This window comes from Mycolicibacterium sediminis (assembly GCF_010731735.1).
GTDB lineage: Bacteria > Actinomycetota > Actinomycetes > Mycobacteriales > Mycobacteriaceae > Mycobacterium > Mycobacterium sediminis.
Map to the genome: position 1 here is coordinate 2,862,614 of NZ_AP022588.1, position 13,883 is coordinate 2,876,496.

A 13,883-nucleotide genomic window follows, 5' to 3' on the forward strand; every position below is an offset into this window, starting at 1 on the left:
GAGTACATGTGCGGGCGATTCGCGGTGACCACCGATCCGGCGCTTCTCGCGGAGAAGATCAAGGCGATCGACGAGACCACCGGGGCGTCTACGGCCAAGGACCTGACCGGACCCAACTACAACGTCGCACCGACCACCACCATCAGCACCGTGGTCGCCCGGCACACCGACCCCGACGACGAGGCGACGCGCCGTATCCGGCCGATGCGGTGGGGCCTGGTCCCGCCGTGGGCCAAGGCCACCGCCGACGGCACACCGGACACCAAGGGGCCGCTGCTCATCAACGCCCGGTCGGAGAAGATCACCACGTCGCCCGCGTTCCGGTCCTCGGCCAAGGCCAAGCGGTGCCTGGTGCCCATGGACGGCTGGTACGAGTGGCAGCCGAACGCCGACACGCCCGACGGGAAGAAGGCCGCCAAGACGCCGTTCTTCATGCACGCCTCCGACGGCGAGCCGCTCTTCATGGCCGGCTTGTGGTCGACGTGGCGCCCCAAGGACGCACCCAGGGACAGCCCGCCGCTGCTGAGCGCCACCATCATCACCACCGACTCCGCAGGTCCGCTGACGCCCATCCACGACCGGATGCCACTGACCATCAGCGCGGCCGACTGGGACCGCTGGCTCGATCCGGACGCGCCGGTCGACGAGGGGCTGCTGCGTGGGCACGGCGACCTCGACCGCATCGAGATCCGCGAGGTGTCGCGGTTGGTCAACAGCGTGCGCAACAACGGTCCCGAACTGATCGCGCCCGCCGAGCCCCAGCCCGAGCAGGGCACCCTGCTGTGACGGCGCCGGGTCCGCTCGACTCGGCCGCCGTCGTCGACGCCATGGCCGCCGATCTGCGGAGCGCCGACTACACCACCGACGGCGTCGCCGGGCTGCTCGGCGCCGACGCCAACGCGGCGTTCAGCCGCGGCCTGTGGTGGTCGGCGCTGCGCGCCACCGAGGCCGCCGCACCGGACCGGCAGCGGCTCGCCACGCTGGTCCGCCTGTTCCTGCTCGGTGCCGACGTCCCGACCGACCGCGTGGAACGCGCCATGCCGACGGCAGGCATCGACGCCCTGCTCGCCGGTGGCGTGGTCGAGGCCGGCGGTCCGGCCACCCTGCGGGCCGCGCTCGACGTCCGGCCGCACGGCGGGGCGCGTGACTTCCTGGTCGTGTCCGACCTGGACGCCGCCGTGCGCCCGGGTGCGGTCCGCCACGACCACGTCCTCGGCATCGGCGGCGCGTCGGTGTCGCTGGCCCACGCCGTGATCCGCTCACCGGTGGGCCGGGCGCTGGACCTCGGCACCGGCTGCGGCATCCAGGCCCTGCACCTCGACGGTCACTGCGAGGAGATCGTCGGCACCGACACCAACGAGCGGGCGCTGCGCGTCGCCGCCGCGACCGCGCGGCTCAACGGCATGTCATGGGACCTGCGCCAGGGCAGTCTGTTCGAGCCGGTTGCCGGCGAGCGCTTCGACCTCATCGTGTCCAACCCGCCGTTCGTGGTGGGCGTCGGCGCGCTGGACTACCAGTACCGGGACTCGGGCATGGCGGGGGATGCGTTGTGCCGCACCATCGTCGAGCAGGTCGCGGACCACCTGGAGCCGGGCGGCACCGCGCAGGTGATGGCCAACTGGATCGTGCACGACGGCCACGACTGGCGGCTACGGGTACGGGAGTGGCTGGCGGACAGCGGGTTGCACGCCTGGGTGGTGCAGCGCGAGTTCGCCGATCCCATCAGCTACGTGTCGCTGTGGACGTCGGATGCGGGGGAGCCACCGGCGGAGGCCGCACGCCGCGGCGGGCAGTGGCTGGACTGGTTCGACGCCGAGGGAATCGCGGGCATCGGCATGGGCATGATCACCGTCCGCGCCCCAGGCGTCGGGGAGAGCCGACCCGCCGACCAGGTGTTCGAGGAGATCACCGGTGCGGGCGAGGCGCTCACCGGCCCCGAGGTGGCGGCCTTCTTCGCCCGCCGCGAATACCTGCACGACACCGACGACGACCGGCTGCTGGCGACGCGGCTGTCCACGGCGCCGGTGTTCCTCGAGGAGCAGTTCCTCCCCGGTCCCGACGGCTGGCAGACCATCGGCGCCGCGGTACGTCGCCCCGGCGGGCCCGCCGCGGTCATCGGCGTCGACGAGGTGTCCCGCGCGCTGCTCGCCGGATGTCGGGGCGAGGTACCGCTGGGCACGCTGATCGACCTGTTGGCGACCTTCCACGACGTCGACGCCTCGGCACTCGCCACCGCGGCGATCCCGGTGGTACGCGAGGCGATCGGACGCGGGATCCTCTACGAGGCGCGGTGATTCACTCCCGCAGCGTCGCCGACACGACCACGTAGGGCGCATCGAACGAGACGGCGCCGCCCACGGAATGGGGGAGCAGGGCCACGCGGAACGCGTCGATCAGTTCGTCGCGGCGGGCGTCCTCCAGGCGCCGGAAGACGTCGACGTGCATCGGTGACTCGTCGGTGAGGAACCGCAGGGCGTCGTCCATCGAGTCGAAGCGCCACGCGAGCGAACCGTCCTCGACCTCGACGTCGTCGAAGTGCGCCGCGAGTCGCCGGGACGCCGTCGCCCGGTCACCCCACTGGTCGGGGGTGAAGTCGCGCGGTGGCGGTGCGCCGAGGACCGCGACTATGGGGTCGAACAACGGATTCTCGTCGTTGCGTACCCACGCCGAGAAGGCGAACGTCGCGCCCGGCGCGAGGACCCGGACCGTCTCGGCGAGCAGGCGTTCGGGTTCGACGAAGATGATGCCCATGTTGGACACCGCGACGTCGAACGCCGCCTCGGGCAGGCCGGTGTCGGCGGCGTCCGCGGTCACCCACGTCACGGACAGCTGCGCGGCCTCGGCCGCGTCCCGTCCCTGGGCGAGGAGTTCGGGCGTCAGGTCGACGCCGGTGACCCGCGCGCCGCGCGCGGCCGCCGCCAGCGCGGCACTACCCGTGCCGCACGCCAGGTCGACGACCGACGCGCCGTCGAGGGGGACGCGGCGTCCGGCGCGCTCGACCGTCTCTACTGCGATGCCCGAGATGCGTTGCGCCACCGACTCGTAACGGCCACCGGCCCACACCGTCGGGTCGGGCACCGGATCAGCCCTGGTATCCGGGCGGGTTGGGGGTGTCGACCCACAGGTCGACGCCGAGTTCGGAGCCGGGGACGCAGTCGTACACGGACAGATCGGTGACGCCCGATTCGAGCAGCACGTCCTCGCAGAGCAGGCTGTGCCCGGTGTAGGACGACGGCTTGGTGAGGATGGCGTACGCCGCGTCGGAGTACACCGAGGGCTTGCGCGCGCGTCCCATCGCCTCGTCGCCGCCGAGCAGGTTCTGCACCGCGGCGGTGGCGACCAGGGTGCGCGGCCACAGGGTGTTCGACGCGATACCGGCCTCGCGGAGTTCCTCGGCGATACCCAACGCGCACAACGTCATTCCAAACTTCGCCATCATGTAGGCCGTGGGCTTGAGCCACTCCGACTCCAGCCGGATCGGCGGGGACAGCGTCAGCACGTGCGGGTTCTCGCGGCCCTTCATGTGCGGGATGCAGGCCTGCGAGACGGTGTAGGTGCCGCGGACCTGGATGCCGTTCATCAGGTCGAAGCGCTTGAGGGGGACCTCCTCGATGGACCCGAGGTTGATCGCCGAGGCGTTGTTCACGCAGACGTCGATGCCGCCGAACGCCTCCACGGCCTTGGCGACGGCGTCGGTGACCGAGTTCTCGTCGCGGATGTCCCCGACGATCGGGAGGGCGTGGCCGCCGGCGTCCTCGATCTCCTTGGCGGCGGTGTAGATGGTGCCCTCGAGTTTGGGGTGCGGTTCGGCGGTCTTGGCGACCAGCGCGACGTTGGCGCCGTCGGCGGCGGCACGCTTGGCGATGGCCAACCCGATGCCGCGGCTCGCGCCGGAGATGAACATGGTCTTGCCGGACAGGGAGGAAGGTGCCATGCCGACACCCTAGGACGCGGGCGCGGAGAGGACGTCGGCGATCACCGCATCCGTCATCGCGACGAGGTCGGCGGGGGCGAGCGCGACGTCGAGGCCCCGCTTGCCCGCACTGCACAGCACGCGGTCCCACCCCATCGCGGACGCGTCGACGACGGTGGGCAGGCGCCGACGCTGGCCCAGCGGCGAGATGCCGCCGACGACGTACCCCGTCGAGCGTTGGGCGGCAGCCGGGTCGGCCATCTCCGCCCTGGGCGTCCCCAGCGCGGCCGCGGCCGCCTTGAGCGACAGGCGGGACGGCACCGGGAGCACGGCCACGCCGAGTCCCGAGGGCAGTGCGATCACCAGCGTCTTGAGGATCTGCTCGGCCACCACGCCGACCGTCGACGCGAGTTGGGCGACGGCCTCGGCGCCGAAGGACTCCGCGCGGGGGTCGTGGCGGTAGTGCAGCACCTCGTGGGGAACGCCCGCGGCGACCAGCGCGGCGATGGCCGGTGTGGCTGCGCGTGGCACGTGGCCGACCCTAGCCGCCGCGGGAACAGAGTCCGCGGAGGCGCTGTTGTTGGGTGCGACGCCGGACACAGAGAGATGGGTGCTGGCACCCATGCCCCCGTGTCGGGTGCAGCAACTAGGATCGAGTGAAAGGGGACCCTGGTGCCGACGGTCTGCTTGGAACGTCCGGTCGACGTGCCGGATCCGTTCGGCGCCGCGATAGAAGGGACGGTGTCCACCGAGATGACCGACTCGAGCGTGTCAGCGGCGGAAGCGCCCACACCAGCCAGATCCGACGAGACGGACGCCGAATTGACGGCCCGTTTCGAGCGCGACGCGATCCCGCTGCTCGACCAGCTGTACGGCGGAGCCCTGCGCATGACCCGCAATCCCGCGGACGCCGAGGACCTCCTGCAGGAGACGATGGTCAAGGCGTACGCAGGCTTCCGGTCGTTCCGCGAGGGCACCAACCTCAAGGCGTGGCTGTACCGGATCCTGACCAACACCTACATCAACAGCTACCGCAAGAAGCAGCGTCAGCCGGCTGAGTATCCCACCGAGGAGATCACCGACTGGCAGCTCGCCGCCAACGCGGAGCACACGTCGACCGGTCTGCGGTCGGCGGAGGTCGAGGCGCTGGAGTCGCTGCCCGACACCGAGATCAAGGCCGCGTTGCAGGCGCTGCCCGAGGAGTTCCGGATGGCGGTCTACTACGCCGACGTCGAGGGCTTCCCGTACAAGGAGATCGCAGAGATCATGGAAACCCCGATCGGCACGGTCATGTCGCGACTGCACCGAGGGCGCAAGCAATTGCGCGAACTCCTCGCCGACGTCGCCCGTGAGCGTGGTTTCACTCGTGGCAACAACAAGCTCGACATGCCGGAGGGAGTCACGTCATGAGCAATCAGTTCGAACGGCCCGAGGGCCACGACTTCGAGCCCCCGCTGGGGCCGGTCGACCCCGAGCACCCGGAGTGCGCCTCGGTCATCGCCGAGGTGTGGACGCTGCTCGATGGTGAATGCACGGTGGAGACGCGCGACAAGCTGCGTCACCACCTCGAGGAATGCCCCACCTGCCTCCGCCAGTACGGCGTCGAGGAGCGGGTGAAGCGGCTCGTCGCCACCAAGTGCAGCGGCGAGAAGGTGCCCGAGTCGCTGCGTCAGCGGCTGCGCATCGAGATCAGCCGCACGACGATCATCCGGGGCTAGACACGAAGACGGCGGCCCATCGGGCCGCCGTCGGGGTCACGCGAAGATCAGGCGTTGGGTCGCTTGCCGTGATTGGCCTTCGAGTGCTTGCGGTCACGCTTCTTGCGGCCACGCTTGGCCATTAGGGTCCTCCATAGACGTCGTGTGAATCGGTTGCTCACCTCAGTGTCTCATGATCACACCGGCGAGTTCCAATGCGTTGGGATGCGGGCCGTGTGGTTCGATGGACCGACAGTGACAAGCGTTGTGACGAGCGGAGTGAAGATGGCCGAGGACGTTCGCGCCGAGATCGTGGCCAGTGTGCTCGAGGTCGTGGTGAGCGAGGGCGATCAGATCGGCGAGGGCGACACCCTCGTCCTGCTCGAGTCGATGAAGATGGAGATCCCGGTGATCGCCGAGGTCGCCGGCACCGTCTCGTCGGTCAACGTGTCCGTCGGCGACGTCATCCAGGCCGGCGATCTCATCGCCGTCATCAGCTAGGCCCCCGGCCCAGGAGTTTCGTCGTGTCGACACTCGGTGACCTGCTCGCCGAGCACACGATGCTGCCCGGCAGCGCCGTCGACCACCTCCACGCCGTGGTCGGCGAGTGGCAGTTGCTGGCCGACCTGTCCTTCGCCGACTACCTGATGTGGGTGCGCCGCGAGGACGCCGGGTTGGTGTGCGTCGCGCAGGTGCGGCCGAATACCGCTCCGACGGTCCTGCTGGCGGACGCCGTCGGCACCACGAACGAAGCCGACGAGATGCCCGTCGTCACCGGGGCGTTCCTCTCGGGCCACATCGGTCGGGAGAGCGACGCCTCGACCCCTCCGGCGAACGAGGGCAGCTGGCTGAACGTGGAGGCGGTACCGGTCCGCGAGGGCAATCGGGTCGTCGCCGTGCTGACCCACCAGACGGCGCTGGCCGATCAGCGCAAGGCCAGTCCGCTGGAGCGGGCGTACCTGGACTGCGCGCGCAACCTGCTGCACATGCTCTCCGAGGGCACGTTCCCCAACGTCGGGGACGTCGCGATGTCCCGGTCCAGCCCGCGGGTGGGCGACGGGTTCATCCGCCTCGACGGCGAGGGCGTCGTGGCCTTCGCCAGCCCGAACGCGATCTCGGCGTACCACCGCATGGGGCTGGCCGCCGAACTGGAGGGCCACAACCTGGTCAGCGTCACCCGCCCGTTGATCTCCGACCCGTTCGAGGCGCAGGAACTCACCACGCACGTGCGGGACTCGCTCGACGGTGGATCCAGCATGCGGATGGAGGTCGACGCCGGTGGTGCGGCGGTCTTGCTGCGGACGTTGCCGCTCATCGTGCATGGGGCCGCGGCGGGTGCTGCCGTCCTGATCCGCGACGTCACCGAGGTGAAGCGCCGCGACCGGGCCCTGCTGTCCAAGGACGCGACCATCCGCGAGATCCACCACCGGGTGAAGAACAACCTGCAGACCGTTGCGGCGCTGCTGCGCCTGCAGGCGCGCCGGACCAACAACGCCGAGGGCCGCGAGGCGCTGATCGAATCCGTGCGACGCGTCTCGTCCATCGCGCTGGTGCACGACGCGCTGTCGATGTCCGTCGACGAAGAGGTCAACCTCGACGCCGTGGTCGACCGGATCGTGCCGATCATGAACGACGTCGCCTCCGTCGACACACCCATCCGCATCGTCCGCGACGGCGACCTCGGGGTGCTCGACGCCGACCGCGCCACCGCGCTGGTGATGGTCATCACCGAACTCGTGCAGAACGCGATCGAGCACGCCTTCGACGGCGCCAGTGGGCAGGGGTGCGTGACGATTCGCGCCGAACGGTCCGCCCGCTGGCTCGACGTCGTGATCCAGGACGACGGCCACGGTCTGCCACCGGGTTTCAGCCTGGAGAAGTCAGACCGGCTGGGATTGCAGATCGTGCGGACGCTGGTGGGCGCCGAACTCGACGGGTCACTGGGCATGCACGACGGTGCCGGGGGCGGAACGGAAGTGGTGCTGCGAGTCCCGATCGGCCGCCGCCGACTGGCACAGTGACGCCGCTAACACCTTGCTGCACACACGAATACGGCCCCGGTGTGATACCGGGGCCGTATTGACGTGTCGTCGTGGGTTATACGCCCGTACGAGCCTTCGTCCGCGCGTTGCGACGCTTGAGTGCGCGCCGTTCGTCCTCGCTCATGCCGCCCCACACGCCGGCGTCCTGGCCGGAATCCAGTGCCCACGTGAGGCACTCGGTGGTTACCGGGCAGCGGTTGCAGACGAGCTTCGCGTCGGCGATCTGGGCGAGCGCCGGACCGCTGTTTCCTACCGGGAAGAACAGTTCCGGATCCTCGTCACGACAGATCGCCTTGTGCCGCCAATCCATGGCTTCCAACTCCTAGTCAGGTCATTTGCAACGTGCGCCACAAAGACGCACTAGCTTTTCTTCGGCTGTTAACGCGTGCACACGAATGTTTCCGCACTGTTGCCAACGATGCTTCCACAGGCTGAACAGATGTCAATAGAACTTCGTTAACACGTGTGCAATGTCACTGGCGGACCGGGTTACCGGACCCCTCAACCGTTTGTACTACACTCAGCTCACGTGCGCCCTCATTCTGGGGCTTTGATAGCAAAGTCACAGCTCAGGCAGCTTTGCCGGGGGTGCCACGACTCGCAGGGCATCCGGCACCGACGTGAACGTCATCGTCTCGCGCAGTCCGACGTAATCCCCGTCGATCTGGCAGGCCACCGGCGTGCTCGCGGTCACCCGGATCCAGCTGAGGTCGTCGTCGCGCACCAGGTGGTCGGCCTCGATCTTCGGCTTGCGTGACCACATCCGTCGCACCAGACCCAGATTGGCCCAGACGTTCATGCTGGTGATGGCGAAGACCCCGAGACCGGAGTCGAACGTCGTGTCCGGGTTGGTCCAGATCGGCCGCGTGTTGGCGTACGTCCAGGGACTGGCGTTCGATACGAAGGCGAAGTGCACGTCGGGCACGGGGTCGCGGTCCGGCATGTGCAGTTCGAGGGTGGGCTCCCGGCGCGCGCTCGCGAGCATCTCCCGCACGGCGACACGGATGTAGCGGCTGGCCGTCACCTTGCGGCCGCGTTCGCGCTGCTCCTCCACGGCGGCGACGACCGCACCGTCGACGCCCATGCCCGCGGTGAACACCGCCCAGCGCTCGCCGCAGTCCATCAGTCCGATGCGCCGCCACGGCGCCCCGCCACGCCTCGCGCTCACCAGGTCGATGAGCTGGTTGGTGGCGTCGATCGGATCCGGGCTGATGCCCAGGGCGCGGGCGAACACGTTGGCCGCCCCGCCCGGCACGATGCCGACGGCGGGTGCGTTGCGGTCGGGTTCTGCCCGGTTCGGCCCGGACTCGCCGAGGATGCCGTTGACGACCTCGTTCACGGTCCCGTCGCCGCCGTGCACGATCACCATGTCGAAGCGGTCCCGGGTGGCGTCGCGGGCGATCTCGATGGCGTGGCCACGATGATCGGTGTGCGCGACGGTGAGGGTGACCCGGCTCTCCAGCGCGTGCGCGAGCAGGTCACGCCCGGCCGCCGTCGTCGAAGTGGCATTCGGATTGACGATCAGCACGGCACGCACGGGTCTCGAGCCTAATCGGCCCGGCGGGCTGACTACGCTGGCCGTCGTGGTGACCTCGTGATCGTTCCGTCTCCGGCGACCGTGCGGCAGGCCGGCGGCCTGGTCGCGCTCGAGGGCGTCGCGCTGGTGGGCATGGCCGTGGCGGAGGTCGTCCTGTACTTCCGCGGGTCGGGGTCGATCGCGGGGTTCAACGGCCTGGGCACGGCGCTGTGGTTCGCGGTGATGGGATCGGCCGTGCTCGCCGCGGCGTGGGCGCTGTGGACGGGCCGCCGGTGGGGCCGCGGCCTCGCGGTGTTCGCGCAGCTGCTCCTGCTGCCCGTGGCGTACTACATGGCCGTCGGGTCGGGGCAGTGGTCGCTCGGCATCCCCGTCGCCGTCGTGGCGGCGGCGACGCTGGTGCTGCTGTTCAGCCGGTCGGCGCTGGAGTGGCTGTCCTACGACCCGGCGAGTGCCGACAACTCCGGTCCCGAGACGCGATAGGTGATCCACTCGGACTGCTGCTTGCCGCCGACCGCGTCGTAGAGCGCGATGGCGTCGACGTTCCAGTCGAGCACCGCCCACTCCAGACGCGTGTATCCGGCGGCGGTGCACTCGCGCGCCAGGGTCGCCAGAAGTCCACGCGCCACTCCGTGCCGTCGGTACTCCGGGCGCACGAAGAGGTCCTCGAGGTACACGCCGGCCACGCCCTCCCACGTCGAGAACGTGCGGTACCACAGCGCACAACCCGCCGGCAGGCCGTCGACCTCGGCGACGTGCGCCCACGCGACCGGCTCACCGCCGAACAGCGCTGTCGTCAACTGTGATTCGGTCACGTGACAGTGCTCGGAGGCCTTCTCGAACGCCGCCAGCTCGCGGATCATCGCGACGAGTTCTGCCTCGTCGCCGGGCCGTGCCGGCCTGATCGTCGTGGTCATCGTGCAACCCCCAGTGCCTTCTCGATGGTGGTGAACTTCGTGCTGGTCTCGGCGACCTCGTCGTCGGCGTCGGACTCCGCGACGATGCCGCCTCCCGCGCGGGCGTCGGCCGTGCGCCGGTCCGCGGACAGCTCGGCGCAGCGGATCGACACGACCCACCTCCCGTCGCCGCGGGAGTCGCACCACCCGACGGCGCCCGCATAGAACCCGCGGTCCCCCTCGAGTGCGGTGATGAGGTCGGCGGCGGCCGCCGCGGGCACTCCGCCCACCGCCGGGGTGGGGTGCAGTGACGTGGCGAGATCCAGTGCGGTGACCGAGGTGTCACGGATGAGTCCGCTGATCGTGGTGCTCAGGTGCCACACCGCGGCGGTGCTGCTCAGTTCCGGTTCGGCGGCGATCCGCAGGTCGGTGCAGAGTGGACCCAGCGCGTCGCGCATCTGGTCCACCACCAGTTGGTGTTCGTGGCGGTTCTTCGCCGACGCGGCGAGGGCCCGGCCGTTGGCCTCGTCGACGGCCGGGTCCGCGGAGCGGGGGGCCGATCCGGCGAAGGGGCGGCAGGTCACCACCTCGCCGCGACGCGCCACCAGGAGTTCCGGACTCGCGCCGATCAGGGCCGTACCGGCGTGCGCACCACCGGCCGGGCTCAGGTCGACGAAGTACGTTGTCGCGGAACGGTCTTCGGCGAGCCGGTGAAGGACGGTGTCGACGTCGAGGGGTTCGTCGGCGATGAGGCGCAGCGCGCGGGCCAGCACCACCTTGCGCAGCCCGGAGTGCGGGTCGTTGAGCACGCGCAGCGCCTCGCAGATCCGCGTGCGGTGCACCTCGGGCGACGGGATCTCCCGGTCCACCCGCACGCGGGGCAGGGTTCGCCCAGCGGTCGGGGGCGGCCCATCGACGAAGCGCACCTCGTGTGGCCGCAGGAGTGCGGCCGGTCTGGTGAGGTCGAAGGGCAACGCGCCCACCACGATCGGCGTGGTGCCGGCGGCGAGCGCGGCGCGCGCATCGGTCAGCGACGGGTAGGCGGTGTGGACGCCGTCCGCGACGACGGACCCGTCGGGCCCGGCGAGGACGAACGACCGCTCGCTCATCCGGCGGGCAGGCAGGGATTCGAGTGGCCGGTCAGCCCGAGTGCGGTGATCTGACGGATGCCGTGTTCGAAGCCGCAGACGGCGATCGAGGCGGCCGCCATCGACACCCGGATGCCCTCGGGCACGGGCAGTTGCACCCACCTGGCGAGCATGGCCCGCGAGAAGTGGCCGTGGCCGACGAACACGACGTCGCGCGACGCCATGTGCGACAGCGCCGTCTCCACGGCGCGGTCCGCCCGGATGCCCACGGCGTCGACGTCCTCGCCGCCCGGACAGCCGTGGGTCCACACCAGCCAGTCGGGCACCCGCTCGCGGATCTCGGGCGTCGTCAACCCCTCGTAGTCCCCGTAGTCCCACTCGGCGAGCAGCGGGGTCACCTCGTCGACGCGAAGTCCCGCCAGCTCGGCCGTCGCCAGCGCGCGGTGCCGCGGGCTGCTGATGACCAACGGGTCACTGAGCTGCAGTTCGGCAACGGCTTCGGCGGCCAGCGCGGCCTGCTCGCGTCCGACGTCGGTCAGTTCGACGTCGGTGCGTCCGGTGTGCCGCCCCGTGCGCGACCATTCGGTCTCCCCGTGCCGTAGGAGCAACAGGCGGTGCCGTTCGACAGTCACACCGCGATTGTGCCGCACGCCCGCTTCCGGGGCCCGCGTGCTTGGATGGTGGCGTGACGCGGGTACTCGCAGTCGCCAATCAAAAGGGCGGCGTGGCCAAGACGACGACGGTGGCGTCGTTGGGCGCGGCGATGACGGAGCAGGGTCGGCGGGTGCTGCTCGTCGACCTCGACCCGCAGGGCTCGCTCACGTTCTCACTGGGGCACGACCCCGACCAGCTCGCCGTGTCGATCCACGAGGTGCTGCTGGGCGACGTGGAGCCCGACGCGGCGCTGGTGACGACGCCCGAGGGCATGACGCTGCTTCCCGCCAACATCGACCTGGCGGGCGCCGAGGCCATGCTCCTCATGCGCGCCGGCCGCGAGTACGCCCTCAAGCGTGCGCTGGCCAAGATCTCCTCGGACTTCGACGTCGTGGTCATCGACTGCCCGCCGTCGCTCGGCGTGCTGACGCTCAACGGTCTGACCGCGGCCGACGAGGTGATCGTGCCGTTGCAGTGCGAGACGCTCGCGCACCGCGGCGTGGGTCAGTTCCTCCGCACGGTCACCGACGTCCAGCAGATCACGAACGCCGACCTCGTCCTCCTCGGCGCGCTGCCCACGCTCTACGACTCGCGCACCACCCACAGTCGCGACGTCGTCTTCGACGTCGCCGACCGCTACCAGCTGCCGGTGCTGGCCCCGCCGATTCCCCGTACGGTCCGGTTCGCCGAGGCGAGCGCGTCCGGATCGTCGGTGTTGGCGGGGCGGAAGAACAAGGGTGCCAACGCTTATCGCGAACTGGCCGAGGGGTTGCTCAAGCACTGGAAGTCGGGCAAGGCGTTGCCCACGTTCACTCCCGAGGTCTGACGCCGGGGTCTACGGGCCCAGCGCCACCAGGGAGTCGCCGCGCTGCTCGATCACCGTCGAGCCCGCGACCGCGGGAACCACGGGCACCTGGCCGGGGGAGCGGCTCAGTGCGATGTGGCGGTCGCCGACGCCGGTGCGGGTGTCGAAGACGTCGTAGCCACCGGTGACCGGAACCAGCAGCTTGCCCGCCATGACGACGCCCGGCCCGACCGGGGACTTGCCCTCGGCGGCGTTGACCGTGAACCGGTAGCGCAACTCGTTGGCGTCGAACACCATCACGCCGTCCCCGGTCCACCAGGTGACGAGGTCACCGGACGCCGACGCGGTCGCATCCGGTGCCGGCCCGGTCGTCAGCGGGGTGCTGGAGATGGTGGTCCCGGTGTCGTCGACGACGTTCACCGTCGGCTTCGGCGTGGGCAGGTACACCGCGACGGTCGTGTCGGACACCGCGATGACCCGGGCATCGGACGTCGCGGCCACCCCGGGCAGGTCGACGAACTTCGTCTCGGGCTGGTCTTCCTCGTCGGACGGCTTGAGCAGTGTCAGGCGCAGGTCCGGCTCGTCGGGACACGCCTCCATGACCGCCACCATCGCCGTGCTGGAGGCAGCGGAGGTGAACCGGCACAGGGGTTGTGCGGGAACGCCAGGTTTGATGCGCGCGTCCAGCCTCCCGTAGCTGATCATCCGGATCATGTCGGAGCGCCAGAGTTCCAGCCGGTTCTCGCCGACCGACAGCACGGTGGCGCCGTCGCCCGACAACCGCACGGCGGGGTCGGCGTAGGCGCTGCGCGTCGCATCACGCCGGCCGGTCTTGCCGTCGATCGTCGTGACCTGCCCGCATCCGCGCGCGTCCGGGTAGACCGCGACGGCGTTCTGGTACACCGACGTGACGCCACACAGCTCGACGTCGCGTGAGTAGCTCCACAGCACGTTGCCCGTCACCGGATCGCGCCCGTCGACGACGGTGCCGTCGCCGGTGACCACGCTGCCGCCGGCGAGAACCGGGCGTCGGGTCGCGGGGCTGCCCGCCGCCCAGAGCTGGCGCAGCGTGTCGGGCACCGCGGTCGCCGCCTTGAGGGTCGGAACCGGAGTGGCGGCGGGGCGGCTGATCGTCGCGCGGGCGTCACTGGTCCACCAGATCAACGCCGCGGTCACGGCGATGGTGACCGCGATCGCGACGGCGACCATCACGTCGCCGCGGGTGCGGCGCTCGGGCTGGATCATCGAGCCGCG

The 13,883-nt window shown here is 70.4% G+C and carries 18 protein-coding genes; 8 read left to right on the top strand and 10 right to left on the bottom strand.

What is annotated here, in order from left to right; all coding sequences use genetic code 11:
- The first annotated feature begins 6 nt into the window (after positions 1–6).
- The gene (locus G6N64_RS13740) at positions 7–786 is read left to right on the top strand and encodes an SOS response-associated peptidase (RefSeq protein WP_163797565.1); all 780 of its coding nucleotides are present in this window, start codon (positions 7–9) and stop codon (positions 784–786) included.
- 41 nt (positions 787–827) lie between these two features.
- Complete coding sequence (locus G6N64_RS13745; protein ID WP_163801758.1) at positions 828–2,294, top strand: DUF7782 domain-containing protein; 1,467 nt, start codon at positions 828–830, stop codon at positions 2,292–2,294.
- A gap of 1 nt (position 2,295) precedes the next feature.
- On the opposite strand, the gene G6N64_RS13750 is transcribed toward G6N64_RS13745, so the two are convergent.
- From G6N64_RS13750 to G6N64_RS13760, 3 genes are read right to left on the bottom strand one after another with little or no spacing between them, the layout of a single operon-like run.
- Positions 2,296–3,078 carry a class I SAM-dependent methyltransferase gene (locus G6N64_RS13750; protein WP_163797566.1) on the bottom strand — a complete coding sequence of 261 codons (783 nt, stop codon included), beginning with the start codon at positions 3,076–3,078 and terminating at the stop codon, positions 2,296–2,298.
- Between the two features lie 4 nt (positions 3,079–3,082).
- Positions 3,083–3,934, bottom strand: coding sequence for an SDR family oxidoreductase (locus tag G6N64_RS13755; protein ID WP_163797567.1), 852 nt, complete (start codon positions 3,932–3,934; stop codon positions 3,083–3,085).
- A 9-nt stretch (positions 3,935–3,943) separates the two neighbouring features.
- The gene (locus G6N64_RS13760; protein ID WP_246231145.1) at positions 3,944–4,444 is read right to left on the bottom strand and encodes an aminoacyl-tRNA deacylase; all 501 of its coding nucleotides are present in this window, start codon (positions 4,442–4,444) and stop codon (positions 3,944–3,946) included.
- A gap of 222 nt (positions 4,445–4,666) precedes the next feature.
- Between G6N64_RS13760 and G6N64_RS13765 the strand changes: the two genes are divergently transcribed.
- Positions 4,667–5,323: a sigma-70 family RNA polymerase sigma factor gene (locus G6N64_RS13765; RefSeq protein ID WP_174266954.1), complete on the top strand. Its 657-nt coding sequence runs from the start codon at positions 4,667–4,669 to the stop codon at positions 5,321–5,323.
- Complete coding sequence (gene rsrA, locus G6N64_RS13770; protein ID WP_163797570.1) at positions 5,320–5,631, top strand: mycothiol system anti-sigma-R factor; 312 nt, start codon at positions 5,320–5,322, stop codon at positions 5,629–5,631. The genes G6N64_RS13765 and rsrA overlap by 4 nt, the downstream gene beginning before the upstream one ends.
- A gap of 47 nt (positions 5,632–5,678) precedes the next feature.
- On the opposite strand, the gene G6N64_RS30695 is transcribed toward rsrA, so the two are convergent.
- Positions 5,679–5,753, bottom strand: coding sequence for a 50S ribosomal protein bL37 (locus tag G6N64_RS30695; protein ID WP_011728008.1), 75 nt, complete (start codon positions 5,751–5,753; stop codon positions 5,679–5,681).
- Between the two features lie 142 nt (positions 5,754–5,895).
- Here G6N64_RS30695 and G6N64_RS13775 point away from each other — a divergent pair, with 142 nt between their 5' ends.
- Both G6N64_RS13775 and G6N64_RS13780 read left to right on the top strand, forming a co-directional pair.
- On the top strand, positions 5,896–6,111 hold the full coding sequence (locus G6N64_RS13775; protein ID WP_163797571.1) for a biotin/lipoyl-binding carrier protein: 216 nt from the start codon (positions 5,896–5,898) through the stop codon (positions 6,109–6,111).
- Positions 6,112–6,134: 23 nt separating this feature from the next.
- Positions 6,135–7,631, top strand: a complete 1,497-nt coding sequence (locus tag G6N64_RS13780) for a two-component system sensor histidine kinase PdtaS (protein ID WP_163797572.1) — start codon at positions 6,135–6,137, stop codon at positions 7,629–7,631.
- A gap of 76 nt (positions 7,632–7,707) precedes the next feature.
- Here the strand turns inward: G6N64_RS13780 and whiB1 are convergent, their stop codons facing one another.
- The gene (whiB1, locus tag G6N64_RS13785; RefSeq protein ID WP_163797573.1) at positions 7,708–7,962 is read right to left on the bottom strand and encodes a transcriptional regulator WhiB1; all 255 of its coding nucleotides are present in this window, start codon (positions 7,960–7,962) and stop codon (positions 7,708–7,710) included.
- Between the two features lie 252 nt (positions 7,963–8,214).
- Positions 8,215–9,189: a diacylglycerol/lipid kinase family protein gene (locus tag G6N64_RS13790; protein ID WP_163797574.1), complete on the bottom strand. Its 975-nt coding sequence runs from the start codon at positions 9,187–9,189 to the stop codon at positions 8,215–8,217.
- Between the two features lie 57 nt (positions 9,190–9,246).
- Here G6N64_RS13790 and G6N64_RS13795 point away from each other — a divergent pair, with 57 nt between their 5' ends.
- Positions 9,247–9,669, top strand: coding sequence for a hypothetical protein (locus G6N64_RS13795; protein ID WP_163797575.1), 423 nt, complete (start codon positions 9,247–9,249; stop codon positions 9,667–9,669).
- Here G6N64_RS13795 and G6N64_RS13800 read toward each other — a convergent pair.
- The 3 genes from G6N64_RS13800 to G6N64_RS13810 are packed head-to-tail and all read right to left on the bottom strand — an operon-like array spanning position 9,624 to position 11,802.
- Positions 9,624–10,103 (bottom strand): GNAT family N-acetyltransferase, encoded by a 480-nt coding sequence (locus G6N64_RS13800; RefSeq protein WP_163797576.1) that lies wholly within the window; start codon positions 10,101–10,103, stop codon positions 9,624–9,626. The two genes, G6N64_RS13795 and G6N64_RS13800, sit on opposite strands and share 46 nt — an antisense overlap.
- Positions 10,100–11,191, bottom strand: a complete 1,092-nt coding sequence (locus tag G6N64_RS13805) for an isochorismate synthase (RefSeq protein ID WP_163797577.1) — start codon at positions 11,189–11,191, stop codon at positions 10,100–10,102. The genes G6N64_RS13800 and G6N64_RS13805 overlap by 4 nt, the downstream gene beginning before the upstream one ends.
- Positions 11,188–11,802, bottom strand: a complete 615-nt coding sequence (locus G6N64_RS13810) for an acid phosphatase (protein WP_163797578.1) — start codon at positions 11,800–11,802, stop codon at positions 11,188–11,190. Before G6N64_RS13810 ends, G6N64_RS13805 begins: the two co-directional genes overlap by 4 nt.
- A gap of 53 nt (positions 11,803–11,855) precedes the next feature.
- On the opposite strand from G6N64_RS13810, the gene G6N64_RS13815 reads away from it, so the two are divergent.
- Positions 11,856–12,650 (top strand): ParA family protein, encoded by a 795-nt coding sequence (locus G6N64_RS13815; protein ID WP_163797579.1) that lies wholly within the window; start codon positions 11,856–11,858, stop codon positions 12,648–12,650.
- 9 nt (positions 12,651–12,659) lie between these two features.
- Here G6N64_RS13815 and G6N64_RS13820 read toward each other — a convergent pair whose 3' ends face one another.
- Complete coding sequence (locus tag G6N64_RS13820) at positions 12,660–13,874, bottom strand: Rv3212 family protein (RefSeq protein WP_163797580.1); 1,215 nt, start codon at positions 13,872–13,874, stop codon at positions 12,660–12,662.
- Positions 13,875–13,883: the final 9 nt, after the last annotated feature.

Bases quoted from the DNA above. Each gene is read 5' to 3' on its own strand.
- G6N64_RS13740 (WP_163797565.1), top strand. From the start codon at position 7: ATGTGCGGGCGATTCGCGGTGACCACCGATCCGGCGCTTCTCGCGGAG.
- G6N64_RS13745 (WP_163801758.1), top strand. From the start codon at position 828: ATGGCCGCCGATCTGCGGAGCGCCGACTACACCACCGACGGCGTCGCC.
- G6N64_RS13755 (WP_163797567.1), bottom strand. From the start codon at position 3,934: ATGGCACCTTCCTCCCTGTCCGGCAAGACCATGTTCATCTCCGGCGCG.
- G6N64_RS13765 (WP_174266954.1), top strand. From the start codon at position 4,667: ATGACCGACTCGAGCGTGTCAGCGGCGGAAGCGCCCACACCAGCCAGA.
- rsrA (WP_163797570.1), top strand. From the start codon at position 5,320: ATGAGCAATCAGTTCGAACGGCCCGAGGGCCACGACTTCGAGCCCCCG.
- G6N64_RS13775 (WP_163797571.1), top strand. From the start codon at position 5,896: ATGGCCGAGGACGTTCGCGCCGAGATCGTGGCCAGTGTGCTCGAGGTC.
- whiB1 (WP_163797573.1), bottom strand. From the start codon at position 7,962: ATGGATTGGCGGCACAAGGCGATCTGTCGTGACGAGGATCCGGAACTG.
- G6N64_RS13800 (WP_163797576.1), bottom strand. From the start codon at position 10,103: ATGACCACGACGATCAGGCCGGCACGGCCCGGCGACGAGGCAGAACTC.
- G6N64_RS13805 (WP_163797577.1), bottom strand. From the start codon at position 11,191: ATGAGCGAGCGGTCGTTCGTCCTCGCCGGGCCCGACGGGTCCGTCGTC.
- G6N64_RS13820 (WP_163797580.1), bottom strand. From the start codon at position 13,874: ATGATCCAGCCCGAGCGCCGCACCCGCGGCGACGTGATGGTCGCCGTC.